The organism is Pseudomonas sp. H9, from assembly GCF_004353925.1.
Lineage (GTDB): Bacteria > Pseudomonadota > Gammaproteobacteria > Pseudomonadales > Pseudomonadaceae > Aquipseudomonas.
This window is the reverse complement of record NZ_SMOK01000011.1, coordinates 40,179-55,820: the sequence shown is the minus strand read 5'-3', so window position 1 is coordinate 55,820 and position 15,642 is coordinate 40,179. Positions and strand designations below refer to the sequence as shown.

General features: G+C 62.3%; 10 protein-coding genes. 1 reads left to right on the top strand and 9 read right to left on the bottom strand.

Annotated features, from left to right (window positions below; all coding sequences use genetic code 11):
- Positions 1–332 precede the first annotated feature (332 nt).
- The 8 genes from E1573_RS08365 to E1573_RS08330 form a co-directional block, all read right to left on the bottom strand.
- Positions 333–2,981 carry a LuxR C-terminal-related transcriptional regulator gene (locus E1573_RS08365; protein ID WP_133212504.1) on the bottom strand — a complete coding sequence of 883 codons (2,649 nt, stop codon included), beginning with the start codon at positions 2,979–2,981 and terminating at the stop codon, positions 333–335.
- Between the two features lie 12 nt (positions 2,982–2,993).
- Positions 2,994–4,562: a long-chain-fatty-acid--CoA ligase gene (locus tag E1573_RS08360; protein WP_133212502.1), complete on the bottom strand. Its 1,569-nt coding sequence runs from the start codon at positions 4,560–4,562 to the stop codon at positions 2,994–2,996.
- Between the two features lie 123 nt (positions 4,563–4,685).
- Positions 4,686–5,837, bottom strand: coding sequence for an acyl-CoA dehydrogenase family protein (locus E1573_RS08355; protein ID WP_133212500.1), 1,152 nt, complete (start codon positions 5,835–5,837; stop codon positions 4,686–4,688).
- Between the two features lie 18 nt (positions 5,838–5,855).
- The gene (locus tag E1573_RS08350; RefSeq protein ID WP_133212498.1) at positions 5,856–6,686 is read right to left on the bottom strand and encodes an SDR family NAD(P)-dependent oxidoreductase; all 831 of its coding nucleotides are present in this window, start codon (positions 6,684–6,686) and stop codon (positions 5,856–5,858) included.
- A 44-nt stretch (positions 6,687–6,730) separates the two neighbouring features.
- The gene (locus tag E1573_RS08345; protein WP_218568366.1) at positions 6,731–7,165 is read right to left on the bottom strand and encodes a MaoC/PaaZ C-terminal domain-containing protein; all 435 of its coding nucleotides are present in this window, start codon (positions 7,163–7,165) and stop codon (positions 6,731–6,733) included.
- Between the two features lie 9 nt (positions 7,166–7,174).
- A complete protein-coding gene (locus E1573_RS08340) occupies positions 7,175–7,615 on the bottom strand; it encodes a MaoC family dehydratase N-terminal domain-containing protein (RefSeq protein WP_133212496.1) in 441 nt (146 codons plus the stop codon).
- Positions 7,616–7,646: 31 nt separating this feature from the next.
- Positions 7,647–8,834, bottom strand: a complete 1,188-nt coding sequence (locus E1573_RS08335; protein WP_133212494.1) for a lipid-transfer protein — start codon at positions 8,832–8,834, stop codon at positions 7,647–7,649.
- Between the two features lie 146 nt (positions 8,835–8,980).
- Positions 8,981–10,108, bottom strand: a complete 1,128-nt coding sequence (locus E1573_RS08330; protein WP_133212492.1) for a CaiB/BaiF CoA-transferase family protein — start codon at positions 10,106–10,108, stop codon at positions 8,981–8,983.
- 191 nt (positions 10,109–10,299) lie between these two features.
- On the opposite strand from E1573_RS08330, the gene E1573_RS08325 reads away from it, so the two are divergent.
- Positions 10,300–13,014 carry a LuxR C-terminal-related transcriptional regulator gene (locus E1573_RS08325; RefSeq protein ID WP_133212490.1) on the top strand — a complete coding sequence of 905 codons (2,715 nt, stop codon included), beginning with the start codon at positions 10,300–10,302 and terminating at the stop codon, positions 13,012–13,014.
- Here E1573_RS08325 and E1573_RS08320 read toward each other — a convergent pair whose 3' ends face one another.
- Positions 13,015–15,480, bottom strand: coding sequence for a LuxR C-terminal-related transcriptional regulator (locus tag E1573_RS08320; RefSeq protein WP_133212488.1), 2,466 nt, complete (start codon positions 15,478–15,480; stop codon positions 13,015–13,017).
- Between the last annotated feature and the right edge of the window lie 162 nt (positions 15,481–15,642).

Here is a 15,642-nt window from a genome sequence, read left to right as displayed (position 1 = left end):
TTTGAGTACAGTTTCAGCTAACGATTGTAAACAAGCGCATTTACTGTGAGAGCGGTCTTGCCCCGCAATGCAATGTGACTGACGAACCGCAGTCGCGGGGCAAGCCCGCTCCTGGCGGTTGGGTTTGGCTCAGCCAACTGAAATGATTCGCCGCGAGCGGGACGCTGGCAGGCGCCTGCGCCCGAGCCAACCAGGATGTAGTCAACAAAACCAGCGCGACCAGCAGCAGAACGACTTGATAAGACATAATGCCCCCCTTGGATGTGGGTTTATCCTAAGCGCACTGCCGCTGGAGTAACCCCCCTCAAGCGGGGGGCAGTCCAACTACCCGCTTAATCGCGCTGCCTGCGCATGGCCACAATCGCGTCGTAACGGCTAGACACGCCTAACTTGGCGAAGATGTTCTTCAGGTTCCACTTCACCGTCTGCAGGCTCAGGTTCAGGGCCAAGGCGATGTGTTTATTGGACATCGACTGTTCCAGCAGGTCGAGAATCTGCTGTTCGCGGCGGGTCATCAGTGGGCTGGGGCCGCGGGTAACCGCAGGCACGGCCTCTGCAGGCGGTGCAACGTTGAGCAGGCTCTGGCGAAAATCGGCCAGCACCGAGCCTTGCTCCAGGGTGAGGTCGGTCAGCATCGACTGGAACGTCGCCCCCTCGTCCAGCAAGGTGCGCACTAACCCCAGGCGATAGGCGCAGGCCATGGCCGCCTTGAGGTTGTCTTGCGCTTCGCTGTCGCGGTTCAGGGCGTGCAGAGCAAAGGCCCGCAACAGATCAACCTGCACGCGCCAGCGGCCGCGGTTGAGTTCGTCGGCATAACGGTGGGCGATGTCCAACGCCTGCAGCGCGGCTTCGTATTGGTGCCGGGCCAGAGACAAGCGCGCTCTCGACAATGCCGCCAGGCTCATGACCTCGGCATCGCAGGGTGTCGCCCCACGGTGATTGCGCGCCAGATCATCCAGCCGGCCTTGCAGCACCTCGGCGTGGCTGCAATCGCCACACACCAGCGCCAGGCGCAGTTGTTCGGCCAACATGCAGCCCAGCCCGCGGTCCAGCCCCAGGCTGGCAAAGTGATCCTCCTTTTCCGCCAGGTAGTCCAGCGCCGCACGTGGCGATGTCTGCTGGGTGATCAACCGGGCATTGCAGTGCGCGGCACTGACCATGAACAGCGGCGCCGAAAAGCGCAGGATGTCCAGACGGTTGGCCAGGGCTTCATGGGCGCGATCGAGCTGATCAAGTTCGTACCACACCTCGGCCATCACCACGGCGGCACTGCAAGCACTTACGGAACGCCGACCATGCAGTTTTTCGGCCTGTTCCAGCACCGGTGCGCACACGCGTTCGGCCTCCAGCACCTTGCCTTCGAGCAGGCTTGCCACGGCCATGGTCACCTGCCCCATCAAGGCCATTTCATCATCCGAGCGCAGGCACCGCGCCGCCGGCTGCCTGAGCAGGTTACGGGCCTGGCCGTGGTCGCCGCGCAAGGTCAGGCAACTGATGGTCAGGGCCAGGCGTACCTGCTCGGCGAACAGCCCGGGTAGCGCCTTGCCCTCCAACGATTCAAGCAATGCCATGCAGCGGGTGTCGTCGTCCATGTGCATTGCCAGGGACGCTTTCACCAGCGTCAGTTGCATCGCCTGTTCCTCGTCGAGCGGCACCTGTTCCAGCAGGCTTATCCACGCTTGCGCCTGACGTGTGAGCACGGTCAGCACGGCCCCCCAAATCCCTAGCAACAAGAGATTGGGGTGGCTGCTCAGCACACCCGAAGGCACCTGTTCCAGCCAACGCATGAACTGGCTCAAGTGGCTCACCCGGCGGGTAGAAGGCTGCACGCGCTCCAGCAATCCAACAACCAGGCTGATGTCCTCGCACAGCAAACCGTGGCGGAACGCTTCCTGAACTTGCCCGGCACGCTCGAACCACTGCGCGGCACGCCGATGCAGGCGCCGGACATCGACGTCGGCGCCGTGCAGGTGCTGAGCGAGAAACTCGACAAACAGCGGGTGCATGCGAAACCACTGCTGATCGGCATGAATCAGCGGCTGGATGAACAGATTGCGCTCTTCGAGCGAGGCAATCAGCCGTGCGGCGTCCGGTTGTTCCAGCACATACGCGGCCACTTCAGCGTTGAAGCGGCCCAGAATCGAGAGTTTTTGCAGAAACAGGAACAGCTCGTCCGGCAGGTCGGCCATGACATCCTGCGTCAGGTAGTCGGCCAATGCCGCATTGTTATGGGTAAAGGCCGTGCTTTGCAGCGGTACCCGTGGATTGCTTTTACGTGCAATGGCCAACAGTTGCAGACCAATCGGCCAACCGTCGGTCAGCGCGTGGGCAGCATGCGCAGCCTCAAGGGGTAGCTGCTCATCCACATGCCCCCTGAGAAATGCCAGTGATTCACGAAACTCAAAGGCCAACTGCGCACTTTGCACGTCGCACACTTGCCCCAGCGCGCGCAGACGGCCCAGGCGCAACGGCGATGCGATGCGTGAAGCCAGTACCAGATGCACATCTTGCGGCAGGTGCTCACACAGCCGTTGCATCAGATCGATCGCATAGGGGTCTGTCACGTACTGGACGTCATCGACCATCAAGTAAAACTGGCCGCCCAAGCGCGCCAGGCCATTGATCAGCTCTGCTGACACCGCCTGCACCGCAGCATCACCGGACTCCAGGCGTTGCAGCAGATCCTCGTCAAACGCTATGCCCGTCTGCCGTAACGCACCAAACAGCCCGGCGCAGAACGACGCAAACCTGCCCTCATCCGCCGACAGCGACAACCACGCCACCTGCGCGCCGGTCATGATCAACGCCTGTCGCCATTGGGCAAGCAGGGTTGTCTTGCCAAACCCGGCACTTGCCGTCACCAGCAAGAGTCGGCAATGACGCTCCTGCTGGAGCAGTGCCAGCAACGGCTCCCTGGGCACGGTTTGCGTGCTCAGACGAGGTGGCGCGAACTGGGTAGTCATCAACTGAATGCAAGACATAGCATTTTCCGGTCAGCCAACATTACGGGTACGGTTTTCCCAAAAGGTCTTACGCAGCTCGTTCTTGAGGATCTTGCCAACGCCCGAAAGCGGCATGGCCGTGCGGAACTCAATGCTGCGCGGGCATTTGTAACCGGCAATCCGTTCACGGCAATGGGCGATGAGCGTGTCGGTATCCACCTGGTTTTCAGGCTTGAGCACAATGACCGCATGCACGGCTTCGCCCCACTTGTCGGACGGAATTCCGATCACCGCGCACTGAGCGACTGCCGGATGGCTGCTGAGTGCGTTCTCCACCTCCGCCGAATAGACGTTCTCGCCTCCGCTGACGATCATGTCTTTGAGGCGATCGACGATGAAGACGAAACCTTCTGCATCCATGTACCCGCCGTCACCGGTATGCATCCAGCCGTTTTTGAGTACCTGGTCGGTGTCTTGCGGGCGGTTCCAGTAACCAAGCATGACGTTCGGGCCACTGACGATGATCTCGCCGACCGTGCCGCGTGGCACTTCAACGCCCTCGCTGTCGATGATCTTCACTTCCACACAGTTCACCGCACGCCCGGCTGAATACATCTTGCCGCTGGCCTGGTGCTCTGCGCAGTGGTACTCGGCGTCGAGCATGGTGCCGCCAGTGGTCAGCTCGGTCATGCCGTAGCCTTGAAAAAAGCCGGCTGCCGGGAAGGCTTCGCAGGCGCGATCAAGCAAGGCTGGAGTGATTGGTGAGGCGCCGTAGACGATGTGGCGAATAGAACCCATAGCCAGGGCGCTGGTGGCAGCGTTGGCCTGACGCGCATCGAGCATCATCTGGATCATGGTCGGCGCCAGCATCAGGTCGGTGACCTGTTCGCTGATGATGGTCGAAAGCGCGGCCTCACCACTGAATGCCGGCAGTACCACATGGGTGCCACCACTGACGGTCAGGCAGTACAGCGCCGAGAAGTCAGCCAGGTGAAACATCGGCATGGCATGCAGAAACACCGCTTGCGGGCCGAAAAAGCCGCGGGTCATCGCCGCCAGCCCGGCGAATGCCAGGTTGGTGTGGCTGATCATCACGCCTTTGGGAAAGCCGGTAGTGCCGCCGGTATAGAAAATTCCCAGCAGAGCATCGCCGCCCCGGCGTGCATCCTCCACCGGGCAGGCTTGAGTCAGCAGGGTTTCGTAATTGAGCATGCCCTCCGGTGTTTCACCATCACCGGCATAAATCACGTGGCGAATGCACGGCGACTGCGAGGCAATGGTCGCACCGACATCCTTGAAGGTGTCGTCGACGATCAACACCCTGGAATCTGAGTCAATCAGCGAGAAGACGATCTCCGCCACACTCCAACGGGTATTGACCGGGTTGAGCACGCAATCGGCCCATGGCACGCCCAAGGCGTATTCGATGTAGCGTTGTGAGTTGCGCGAGAGCATGGCAATGCAGTCGTCGCTGGCCATGCCCAGTGCTTTCAGTGCACCGGCCAGCCGTGCAACACGCTCGCCCAGGCGGGCAAAGGTCAGGCTGCGGCCCATTTCACGAATGGCCACGGCATCTGGGCGCTGCTGCAGATGGCGGTGCAGCCCTTGGGTAATGTACATCGGAGCCTCCTGACTTATTATTTTTGGAAGAAATCTGAGGGAACGTTAGCGATTGAATCTGTGCCTGTCATTGCAGGCGGGCCGGGCGGCACTCTCGTGGATGACCGCCGCCCGGCCCTTTCCTTACAGGGAACGCCCTACCAGCTCGCGCTGGATTTCGTTGGCACCGCCATAGATACGGGCAACCCGGGCATCGGCGAACATCCGCGCGATCGGGTACTCGTTCATGTAGCCGAAGCCGCCGAAGAACTGCAGGCAATCATCGATCACTTCGCCCTGGCGGTCAGTCAGCCAGAACTTGCCCATCGAGGCCAGCGTAGTGTCCAGGGTGCCGTCTACCCAGCGCTGCACGATCAGGTCGGCGAACAGGCGCGAAGCCAATACAGTGGCTTTAACTTCAGCCAGCGTGAAGCGGGTGTTCTGGAAGTCGAGGATCGACTTGCCGAACGCCTTGCGTTCACGGGTGTATTCAACGGTCAGGGCCAATGCACGCTCCAGCGAGGCGGCCGCCTGGATGGCGATCTCGGCGCGCTCGAAGGGCAATTGCTGCATCAACTGAATGAAGCCCTGCCCTTCGACGCCGCCGATCAGGCAATCGGCAGGCACTTCGCAGCCCTCGAAAAACATTTCCGAGGTGTCCTGGCCCGGCAGGCCGATCTTGTCCAGGCATTTGCCGCGCTGGAAGCCCGGTGTACGGGTATCGACGATGAACAACGAGATGCCGCGCGAACCCTTGGCTTCGAGGTCGGTCTTGGCGATCACCACCACCATATCGGCGTTCTGGCCATTACTGATGAAGGTTTTCGAGCCGCTGATCACATACTTGTCACCCTGTTTGATCGCCCGGGTGCGTACGCCCTGCAAGTCGGAGCCTGTGCCAGGCTCGGTCATGGCGATGGCGCAGATGCACTCGCCGGAGGCGATCTTCGGCAGCCACTGCTGCTTTTGCGCCTCGGTGCCGCTGGCCAGGATGTAGTGGCCGACAATGTGGTTGATGCTCAACGCAACGCTCATCGCACCGGCGTAGGTCAGCTCTTCCATGGCCACGGCATAGTGTGCCGGCGTGCCATCAGCACCACCGTATTCGGAAGGCATGTCCGGCAGGATCATGCCCATCTCGCCGCAGGCTAGCCAGGCGGCGCGGTCAGAACGCTTCTGCTCACGCCACTTGTCTTCGTGCGGCAGCAGTTGCTCACGCACAAAACGCCGGATGCTGTCACGGAAGGCAACCAGGTCGCTGTCTTCCCACGGGGACACATAGTTCTCTACACGCATGATAGGTTCCTCAGGCCGTTAGACGTTGCCGAAGCCGCCGCCGCAGACCAGCACCTGGCCCGAGACGAAGTTGGATTCAGGGATGCAGAACAGGTAAACCGAGCCCGCCGCTTCTTCCGGGGTGCCAGGGCGGCCCAGCGGGCACATCTGGTTGCTGGCGGCGATGGCGGCAGGCTGGATGCCAACCTTGATTTCGCGACCTTCGATGTTGACGGTCTTGCTCGCTTCACCGGCCAGTGCCTGGGTCATGCGGGTATCGATATGACCGAAGGCTACGGCGTTAACGTTGACGTTGTAGCGCCCCCACTCTTTCGACAGGGTCTTGGTCATGCCCAGGATGCCCGCCTTGCCGGCCGAGTAGTTGGCCTGGCCAGCGTTGCCACCGGCAGCAATGGAGGAAATGTTGACGACTTTACGGTTGACCACACGGCCTTCGGCCGCTTCTTGCTTGGCCAGGGCGCTGATGACCGGCTGCGCGGCACGCAGAATGCGGAACGGCGCGGTCAGGTGGCAGTCGATGATGGCGTACCACTGCTCGTCGCTCATCTTCTGGATCACGCTGTCCCAGGTGTACCCGGCGTTGTTGACGATGATGTCGATGCCACCGTAGTTGTCGACCGCGGTCTTGATGAAGCGGTCAGCGAAGTCGACGGCAGTGACGCTGCCTACACAGGCAACGGCTTGGCCACCGGCGGCGCGGATTTCCGCGACCACTTCTTCGGCAGGGCCGGCGTCCAGATCGTTGACCACCACGCGGGCACCATCGCCAGCCAGTTTGAGGGCGACACTGCGACCGATACCGCGACCGGAACCGGTGACCAGGGCGACTTTGCCTTCGAGTTTTTTCATTGCGGTTACCTTCTTTAACTGTTTTCTAATTGTTGTGGGGTGCATCAGGCCAGCGCGATAACGGCCTCACCGACGACCTTGGCTTCGCCGTACTGGTTGGCACACTGGATCTGCAGGCGCACACGCTTCTCGCCGTCGGCCTCGAACTTTTCCGTGATGTGCCCGGTCAGGTGCGGGATGTGGCCGATCTGGGTGATGCCGACAAACCGCATGGAAAAACTGCGGATCTGTGATTGCGGCACCCAAATGGTCAACAACCGGCCCAGGTAGGCAGCCGACAGCATGCCGTGGGCAAACACGTCCGGAACGCGGGCTTTGCGGGCAAAATCGATGTCGATGTGGATCTGGTTGTGGTCACCGGACGCACCGGCGTACAACGCCAGCATGGTGCGGTTGACCGGACGCAACCTGAGCAACGGCAACACGGTGCCGACCTGCACATCGCTGTACTGTGGAGCACGAATTGGGGTATGGGTCATGGCAATACCTCAGCGCTGCACGAGCGAGGAGCGAAGGTCGGCGATGTGCACGCCGTCCTGGTTGGTGATACGGGTTTGCTGGACTACGAACTGCAAGGCCCCGCCCTTCTTCTCGTAAACATCGACAATGCGGGTGTCGAAGGTCAGCACATCACCGGCAAAGGCCATGTGGTGGTAGCTGAACTCCTGTTCGGCATGCAGGATGCGACCCAGGTCAAAGCCCATGATGTCTTCGACAATCGCTTGCGGGTTGCGGCCCTCACTTTCCAGGCACAGCAGGAAAGTGGGCGGTACCGGCAGCGCGGGATAGCCCTCGGCCTTGGCCGCTTGTTCATCGGTGTAGACCGGGTCGGTTTCACCAATGGCCTTGGCGAAGAAGCACAGACGGCCCTTTTCCACTGCACTGGTGGTGACGCCGAGGGCCCGGCCAATCAGACTTTTATCTGCCATCTGGATGGATTCCTGGTAGTTGACGGAGGCTTTAGCCGCGACCGTAGAGGGTCACGACACCGGCGCCACCCAGGCCCAGGTTGTGCTGCAGGGCATGCTGCAAGCCTTCCACCTGACGCGCTTCGGCGCTGCCGCGCAGCTGATGAGTCAGCTCGTAGCATTGCGCAAGGCCGGTCGCTCCCAGCGGGTGGCCTTTGGACAGCAGGCCGCCCGACGGGTTGACCACCACCTGGCCGCCGTAGGTGTTTTCGCCATCGAGGACGAACTTCTCACCGCCGCCGACCGGGCAGAAGCCCAGGCCTTCGTAGGTCAGCAACTCGTTGTGGGCGAAGCAGTCGTGCAGTTCGCACACGCGGATGTCTTCAGGCCCTACACCGGCTTTGTCGTATACCTGCCAGGCGGCCGATCGGGTCATGCCACTGCCGACGATCTCGATCATCGACGGAGGCTCGAAAGCATCCGGGGTGTCGGTAGTCATGGCCTGAGCCAGAATCGACACATCGGTACGCAGGCCATGACGCTTGGCAAAGCGCTCGGAAACGATGATCGCGGCAGCACCACCACAGGTTGGCGGGCAAGCCATCAGGCGGGTCATGACCCCTTCCCAGACCACCTGATCAGCCATCACCTCTTCGGTGGTCACAACTTTCTTGAACACCGCCAGTGGGTTGTTGGCGGCGTGACGGCTGGCCTTGGCGCGAATCGCTGCGAAGGTTTCCATCTTGGTGCCGTATTTTTCCATATGCTCGCGACCGGCACCGCCGAAGAACATCAGCGCGCCGGGCATGCCAACACCTTCCGGGAAGGCTACGGCGGCGCTGTCAAAGCCTTTGCCCATGGTGAGCGGACGGTCAGTCCAGAAGTTTTTCAGGGCACCCGGTTGCATCTGCTCGAAACCGAACGCCAGGGCGCAATCCACCGCACCGCTTTCGACCGCCTGGCGCGCCATGAACAGCGCTGTGGAGCCGCTGGCGCAGTTGTTGTTGACGTTGATGACCGGGATCCCGGTCATGCCCACTTCATAGAGTGCCGACTGACCGCAGGTGGAGTCGCCATACACGTAGCCGGCATACGCCTGCTGCACCAGCGCATAATCGATACCGGCATCTTGCAGGGCCTGACGCACAGCCTGGGCACCCATCTCGACGTAGCTGCCACTGGCACCGGGTTTGGCGAACTGGATCATGCCGACACCGGCAACGTAGGTTTTCTGGGACATCTTATTCTCCACGCTCAGTTGACTGGACTGGCTCACCGGTCAATCCGGGGCCCTGGCACCATGGTTGCGCAACGCTTTTCTGCTGTACCCCGCTCCCCGGGAGTAGAAAGGAGTGGGTATGGAGTGGGGTACCCCACTCCACGCGCTCAAGCGATTGCGCCGCTGTCGCGCAACGCGGCGATGGCTGCCTCGTCCAGCCCCAGTTCACGGAGGATTGCCAGGCTGTGCTGGCCATTGTTTGCTTTCGCACCCACCTGCGCCGGGGTGCGGCTCAGGCGCGGCGCCGGTGCCGGGTGGATGACCCCGTCACTGCTGATGAAGGTACCGCGCGCCTGGTGGTGGGCATGCTTTGGTGCCTCGCTGAAATCCAGCACCGGGGCGAAACACACATCGGTACCTTCCAGCAGTGCACACCACTGGTCGCGGGTACGCGTGGCAAACAGGGCTTCAAGCTTTTCACGCTGTGCGGGCCACAGGCTGCGGTCCCACTGCGCTTTCAGCAGCGGGTCATCGATTTCGCACAGTGTCATCAATTGCTGGTAGAACTGCGGCTCGATCGAACCGATAGAAATGAACTGGCCATCGGCGCAGGTGTAGCAGCCATAAAACGGCGCACCACCATCGAAAATGTTTTCGCCCCGCCCAGCCCACTGCCCGTTTTGTTTGAACTCGTAGAACATGGTGCTGAGCAGCGCTGAACCGTCGGAGATGGCGGCATCGACCACTTGGCCCTGGCCTGATCGGCGGGCCTCGAACAAGGCGCAGACCACACCGAAGGCCAAGAACATAGCGCCGCCCCCCATGTCGCCGGCCAGGTGCAGCGGTGGCGTTGGCTCACGGTCGGCGTGGCCCATGGCATGCAGGGCGCCGGTGATGGCCAGGTAGTTGAGGTCATGGCCGGCGCTGTGCGCCAACGGGCCGGTCTGGCCCCAGCCGGTCATGCGTCCGTAGACCAGCTTGGGGTTGCGCACGGTGCACACCTCAGGCCCTAGCCCCAGACGCTCCATAACCCCGGGGCGGAAGCCTTCGATCAGCACGTCAGCTTCGTCAATCAAGCGCAACAGCACATCGGTCGCACCCGGTTTGCGCGGGTCAATGGTCAGGCTACGGCGGCCCCGGCCGATCACGCTGTCATCGCCATTGAGAAAGCCCGACTGCTGACGATCGATGCGAATCACCTCGGCACCCATGTCCGCCAACAGCATGGTGGCGAACGGCGCCGGGCCGATCGCATTCATTTCGACAACCTTAACCCCGGCCAATGGTCCTGCCATGCGCGTTCTCTCTTGTAGTTAGTGGCATTGAAGTCGGCGTACCGACCTGCAACAGGCTAGCCAGAGCGCTTGGGCTAACCCATCGCTCAAAAGAGTGAAGTTGACGCAGGGTTTGATGGTCGTGGCATTATCCGCACTGAAGAACAATCAGAGCCGCCCGCCACAGGCGGCCCCTTTGGCCAGAGAGATCCATGCCCAATCGCCCGGACCAGAGCAGCCGACTGAGCCTTGTGCCCAGCCGAATCCTGCCGTCGCCGCAACAGCCGCAAGCGCCTGCCCACGTCATCCAGGTGGAAAAGCTTGCGGTGCCCGGCAGCGCCCGTGTCGCCTTGCTTGCGCGCGACAACCTGATACAGCGCCTGGACGCAGCGGGAGAGACGCGCCTGATGCTTGTCTGTGCCGCCGCCGGTTACGGCAAGACCACCCTGCTACGCCAGCTACGCCAGCATTGTCTGAGCCAAGGGCGTCGCGTGCTCTGGCTGACCCTCGATCCCGCCGATAACGACCCCGAGCGCCTCGCCGCGCACCTGTACGCCGGGCTACAGCTCCTCGATGGCCAGGCGCTGGGAGAAGCTATCGACAGCCCGCAGCTTTTGCTGCAACGGCTGCCGACATTGGAGCCGGGTTTCACCCTTATGCTCGATGATTTCGAAGCCCTTGAATCGCCCCAGAGCCTGGCCTTCATCCAGCAACTGCTGCTGGCACTGGCCCCCGGTGTACGCCTGGCCATCGCTTCGCGCATCAGCCCTGAGCTGGCCCTGGGGCGCTTACGCTCTCAAGGCCAGGTCGTGGATATCGGCAGCGATGCGTTGCGCCTTAGCGCAGAGCAAACCGCGCATTTTCTGCGCATCTGCTGCCAAACGACCCTCAGTGACGAGCACCTCGCCCGCTTGCAGGAATTGACGGAGGGCTGGATCACCGGCCTGTTCCTCGCCAGCCTGTCGCTCAACGGCCGTACTGACCTTGGCGAAGGCGTCGGCGCGTTCAGCGGCAACAACCAGCAATTGGCCGAGTACCTGACCGAGGACATTCTCGCCAGGCAGCCCGATGAGGTGCGCCAGTTTCTGTTGCAGACCAGCGTATTGGAGCGCTTTTGTGCGCCGCTGTGCGACACCCTCACCCGGCGCAGCAATAGCGCCGAGCTGATTGAGCAGCTACAACGCGCCAACCTGTTCATCCAGGCGGCCGACCCGCAGCGCCAGTGGTTCCGCTATCACCGCCTGTTTCACGGTTTTTTGCGCAATGCCATGGCGCGTCAATCGGTGCACCAGGTTCGTGACCTGCACCGGGTTGCTGCGCAGTGGTACCTGGAACAGGGCTACCCTGCCGCCGCCATCGACCATCTGATGCAGGCAGGTGAAATCGATCAGGTTGCGGCGGCGCTGGAACGCCACCTCGATGAACTCGTCGACGCCGGACGTTTGCGCATGCTGCTGCGCTGGCTCGACCAACTGCCCGCCAGTATCTTGCAAGATCGCCCACGGCTGGTGCTCGCCCATGCCTGGTTGCTGATCCTCGACCGCCGCTACCGCGATGCCATGCAAGTGGTCGAGCGCAATCCAGCGACGCTGGAGACCGAAACCATCCGCTGCTTGTTGTTGGCCTTCACCGACCAGCTTGAGGCCGCCATGACTGCCTCCCGCGCCCAACTGGCGCGGTTATCGCCCAGCGACATGCTGCAATACGGCATGGTCGCTACACCGCTGGCCTTCTGCCTGGTTGCCACCGGTCATTATGATGAAGCGCGTACGCTGCTGATTCACATGGCCCGCCAGGCACCACAAGAGCGTTCTGTGCTGATCGACAGCATTGTCGTGTTTATCGAAAGTTCGCTGGAGCTGACCCTGGGCCAGCGACGCGCCGCCCTCGCCCGCCTGCAAGCGGCCACCACCGACCTTATCGGTAACGCGCGAACCAAGCGCGGTGCGCCCGGCACCACACTGGAGATTCTGCATGCCCTGGTGCTGTACGAAGGCGACGCTCTGGATCAGGCCAAGGCGATGCTCGACCTGATCCCGGCACATGCGCTCGACCTCGGGGGCCCCGATGTACTCATCGCCCACCGCATGGTGCTGGCACGCATCGCCTTGCAGCACGACGACCGCCCCACGTGGATGCGCCACCTGGCCGACCTGGAGCAACTGGGCCGACGCAGCGGCTCTGAACGCATCCTCTGCGCAGCCTGGCTGGAACGGGCACGGGTCGCCACCCTGGAGGGGCGTCTGGACAGCGCAGCACAGGCGTTGGCGACGGCCGAACTGGCCGGCCAGTGGGATGTGCCCGAGGTCCTGACAATTGGCTGCGACACCGATACACCGTTCATTGCCCGCCAACGTCTATTGATTGCCCGTGGCGAGCATGCGCTGGCCGCCAGCGCGCTGAGTGCCGCGCTCGACACGGCCGAACAACGCCAGCATCGACGCCGCGCGCTCAAGCTACGCGTGCTGCTGGCCATGGCACAGGCAGGTAAAGGCAGGCAAAAACAGGCCCTGGAAACCCTCACCCCGGCCTTGCGCCTGGCCAGTCAGGAAGGCTTTGTGCGTACCTTTGTGGAGGAAGGCCCGGCGCTGCTCAAACTGCTGGAACGCTGGGCGGTCGCCTGCCAGGCCTTGTCCAGCAGCCTGGACATCGCCCCCGAATTCCTCGCCAACCTGCTCAAGCGCAGTGGTACCAAGGGCGAGGCCAACGAAGGTGTCGAGACCGCAGACGACTTGCAACTCACCTCACGCGAGTTGCAAGTCATTCGCCTGCTGGCGGCGGGCAACCGCAACCGTGCCATTGCCGATCAGATGCATCTGTCTGAACACACAGTGAAGACCCACCTGCGCAACATCAGCGCCAAACTCGGTGCCCAGGGGCGTACCGAAGCCGTGGCCATCGCCCGGGCCCGTGGCCTGCTGGACTGATCAGGCTAGCATCCCCAGGGATTTGGCACGCATCACCGCCTGGGTGCGGCGCTTGACCCCCAGTTTGTGGTTGATCTTCACCGTGTGGGCTTTGACTGTATTCAACGAGATGAACAACTGCTCGCTGATTTCCTGGTTGGACAACCCGTGGGCCACCAGTTGCAGCACCGAGAACTCCCGTGACGTCAGGCCGTCCTGAGCACCGGGAGTCGCTGACAGTGATGCGCCCGCCAGGCCGGTCAAGCCTGCCAGCAAGCTGGTACGCACCAGGGCAGGCGCCTGCCCCGGGTGCCGGACACCGCGCTGTTGATCGACATGCACCAGGGCAACCTGTGCTTCCGGCAACAGGCTGAAAAAGCCCATCTGCTCACAGGTCTCCAGCAATGCCTGCAAACGTGTGGCCGCGTGATCGCGCTTACCAAGACCGCATTCAGCCAGGGCCAGAATCAATTGCAAGCGCTGTGGCAGGGATGGCGCATGCAACGGTGGCAGTCGCCCAACACCCTCGGCGATCGCCTTGCGGGCCAGCAGCACGATGGCCTGCCAGTCTTGCTGGCGAACCATCAGGCGCATGTGCTGGTAGTCAATCAACCCCTTGTAGCACCCTTCACTGACCCGGCAGCGCTGCATATGCCGTTCGGCACTGCGCAAATGCAGGTGCGCCTGCTCCAGCTCACCTTTGCATGCCGCCGCTTCCGATAAGCCAACCAGGGCATGCAGGACATAGGGGTCGCTGCTGTCGATGCCGCGTTGCAGCCCGGCGCGCAACAGGTTCTCGCATTCAGGCAAGTTGCCACGCAACAAGTGCAACTCGCCGCGCAGCAACATCAGGCGACTGAGTAACAGATCGTGGTGACCGCCGTCGTCGGCAACCAGCTCAAAGCATTCCTGCAGCACCGACTCGGCCAGCTCCCATTCGTTGCACAGGATAAGCATACGAATACGGTCGGCGTTGATCAGCACCTCGCTGGCAATACATCCGTGGCGTCGCGCCAGTTGCAGCGACGAATCCAGCAGTGCTTTCGCCTCTTCAGGTTCACCGGCCGCCATCGCTACCCGCGCCAGGGTCGAGTAACACAGAAACGATGAAGGCCAGTCACGCAGCTCCAGGTGTTGCAAGGCTTGCTGGCAATGCTCACGGGCGCCCTGCGCATCCCCGCTGAGCCCCAGCAGCGTACCTTGCAAAGCCTGCCAGTTCGCCAGCAAGCGGTTGTTATTGCGCGCCTTGGGCTGTGGGGTCGCCCAGGCGAGCCTGGCGAGGTAGGTCTGCGCATCGTCCAGGCGCCAGACACTGAGCAGCGCCCGAACATTCAAGTAAATCAGGTTCGGCGAGCTGTCCAGCGCGCGCAGTGGCAGCCGCGTCAGCCAGTCGAGCCAGGTGTGCAGGTGACGTTCACTGAACATCCAGTCCAGGGTCAGACGCTCCATCAGGCTGGCCGCCATCTCTGGCTGCTGGGTGCATAGCGCCAGTTCGATGGCTTCATCGATGAAGCCGTCTTCACACAACAGCCGGCAGGTATCCAGGCGCAGTCGGTTAAGCGACGCGGTGCACAGTTCTCCTTGCAGGGCCAGTGCTACGGCGGGCAGCAGTCGATACCACTGGCCATCGCTGCCCACCGGCATGAAGAACGACTCCGATTGCACCAGGCCACGCAGCAGTGCCCCCGCATTACCGTGCGGCCACAGGCGCTGGCAGAAATCCACGGACAGCCGCGGCAGGTAAGCGGCCGCCAGCAACAAGTCACGCTCTTCCCCGGACAAAGGCGCGAGCAACTCTCCACCCAGGTACTCGCGCAACCAACTCGCCCCTGCCCGTTCATTACGGACCTGAGCGCTCAGCTGCAGCTTGACCCCGGCGCACCAACCTTGGGTTTGCTGCCACAGACGCGCGGTGGTTGCCGCAGAGGCCAAGGGATCCAGGCGCCCGACCAGTGTTTCAAGCTCGTCTCGGGTAAAGGCAAGCTCGTTGGCGCCAAGCTCCAGCAATTGGCCTTCGAGCAGCAGGCGCGCGAGCTTCCAGGTTGGCCGCTGACGGCAACTGACCCACAGCTGGACCGGGGCCTGCGAACGCAACAAGTGGTCGATCCAGGCATTGAGTTCGACGCTGGCATCGGTCGGAAAATCGTCAAAGGCCAACCACCAGTGATCTTTGCTGCACTGCAGATGAGCAAGCAACGCATCCGCATCGTCCGCCACCTGGGCAGGTAAGCCCAGGCCATCGGCCAGGCGCCGGCAGAACTGCGCAAGCGTCGGCGCGTGGCCACCAAGATCGAGCCACAGACAACGTACATCGGCATCGCTGCGGCGCATGCAATCGTTAAGCAATACCGTTTTGCCATAGCCCGCCGGGGCGCAGAACAAGCGCAGTCGATAGGTTGGGCCGAGCAGTGCGTCGTGCAGCCGTTCGCGCAGAAGATGTGCTGACGGTGCCCTGGGCAGCGCCGTCGGGGTAAGGGGCTGAGACATGGCACCTCCTGAAGCGGTTCAAGTCATGCGCCATGTTCGCGCGCGAGGGGTAAATACCCCATCCGCCAATCGAGGTATTTTCACGCAGCAGACACCCCTCCCGGTGGGAGCTGGCTTGCCCTGCGATCTGGCGCGAAGCGGCAGCAATTCAGTCGCCTCGGT

Bases quoted from the DNA above. Each gene is read 5' to 3' on its own strand.
- E1573_RS08360 (WP_133212502.1), bottom strand. From the start codon at position 4,562: ATGTACATTACCCAAGGGCTGCACCGCCATCTGCAGCAGCGCCCAGAT.
- E1573_RS08325 (WP_133212490.1), top strand. From the start codon at position 10,300: ATGCCCAATCGCCCGGACCAGAGCAGCCGACTGAGCCTTGTGCCCAGC.
- E1573_RS08355 (WP_133212500.1), bottom strand. From the start codon at position 5,837: ATGCGTGTAGAGAACTATGTGTCCCCGTGGGAAGACAGCGACCTGGTT.
- E1573_RS08330 (WP_133212492.1), bottom strand. From the start codon at position 10,108: ATGGCAGGACCATTGGCCGGGGTTAAGGTTGTCGAAATGAATGCGATC.
- E1573_RS08365 (WP_133212504.1), bottom strand. From the start codon at position 2,981: ATGTCTTGCATTCAGTTGATGACTACCCAGTTCGCGCCACCTCGTCTG.
- E1573_RS08340 (WP_133212496.1), bottom strand. From the start codon at position 7,615: ATGGCAGATAAAAGTCTGATTGGCCGGGCCCTCGGCGTCACCACCAGT.
- E1573_RS08335 (WP_133212494.1), bottom strand. From the start codon at position 8,834: ATGTCCCAGAAAACCTACGTTGCCGGTGTCGGCATGATCCAGTTCGCC.
- E1573_RS08350 (WP_133212498.1), bottom strand. From the start codon at position 6,686: ATGAAAAAACTCGAAGGCAAAGTCGCCCTGGTCACCGGTTCCGGTCGC.
- E1573_RS08345 (WP_218568366.1), bottom strand. From the start codon at position 7,165: ATGACCCATACCCCAATTCGTGCTCCACAGTACAGCGATGTGCAGGTC.
- E1573_RS08320 (WP_133212488.1), bottom strand. From the start codon at position 15,480: ATGTCTCAGCCCCTTACCCCGACGGCGCTGCCCAGGGCACCGTCAGCA.